This is a genomic window from Lacrimispora sp. 210928-DFI.3.58, from assembly GCF_020554865.1.
In the GTDB taxonomy this organism is placed as follows: Bacteria; Bacillota; Clostridia; order Lachnospirales; family Lachnospiraceae; genus Enterocloster.
Genome location: NZ_JAJCIC010000099.1, coordinates 1 through 725 on the forward strand (window position 1 = coordinate 1; position 725 = coordinate 725).

Annotated in this window: 1 pseudogene; it reads right to left on the reverse strand. The window is 45.9% G+C overall.

Going from position 1 to position 725, the window contains the following annotated elements:
• Window positions 1-54: 54 nt before the first annotated feature.
• A pseudogene (terS, locus tag LIZ87_RS22070) lies at window positions 55-618 on the reverse strand (phage terminase small subunit); the annotation flags it as partial.
• Between the last annotated feature and the right edge of the window lie 107 nt (window positions 619-725).

Sequence of the window (725 nt, forward strand, 5' to 3'; positions counted from 1 at the left end):
CAGCCTTTGGGCTGGCATTATTTTGTCCGGAGGACTGGTTATTTACCATATACCATCATACTGCTTGATAAGCCCTTCCAGCGTCTTCATGGCCCTGGCCTGTGCCTGCAGAAAATTAGCCTGCTTGTCCCAGGCCTGCTGCACTTCCCATCTTTCACCTATAACATTTCCAGTTTTCTCTTCGATCTTAGTCGTTGTCATATCCTCTTTGTCCTTCACATACATAATCTGCTGTGACCGGACAATGGCTGCATATGATATCTGGATATTGTCCCAGAGGATGTCCAGTGGGGAACGTGGCATCTCCTGGATAATAGACATGGTCTCCTCAGGCAGATATCTGCTAAAGAGACCATGTTTTTCGGCGTTCTTATTTCCTGGCGGGCCAGTAGCATTTTTATTACCAGGTTGGCCACCTTTGGTACGTTTGGAACGTTCCGTATTTTTTTGGAGCGTTCCATTCAATCTGGCCTCCCAGCCATCTTTTGATTTCCATCCCCGAATAGTCCCCGCTGGCAAATTTAGTTGACTTGCAATCTCAACCAAATCGAGCTTTCCACCACTATTCCGATATAACTCAAATGCCCGATCCCGATTCGGATCTCTGGGTCTCGGCATCTATCACCACCTCTCATTCGTCGTTTTGTAAAATAAGCCCCAGGCCTGTGGGGGATAACGTATAATTAGTTTCGCAAATTCAATTTCATAAAAATAGACATGGTCTA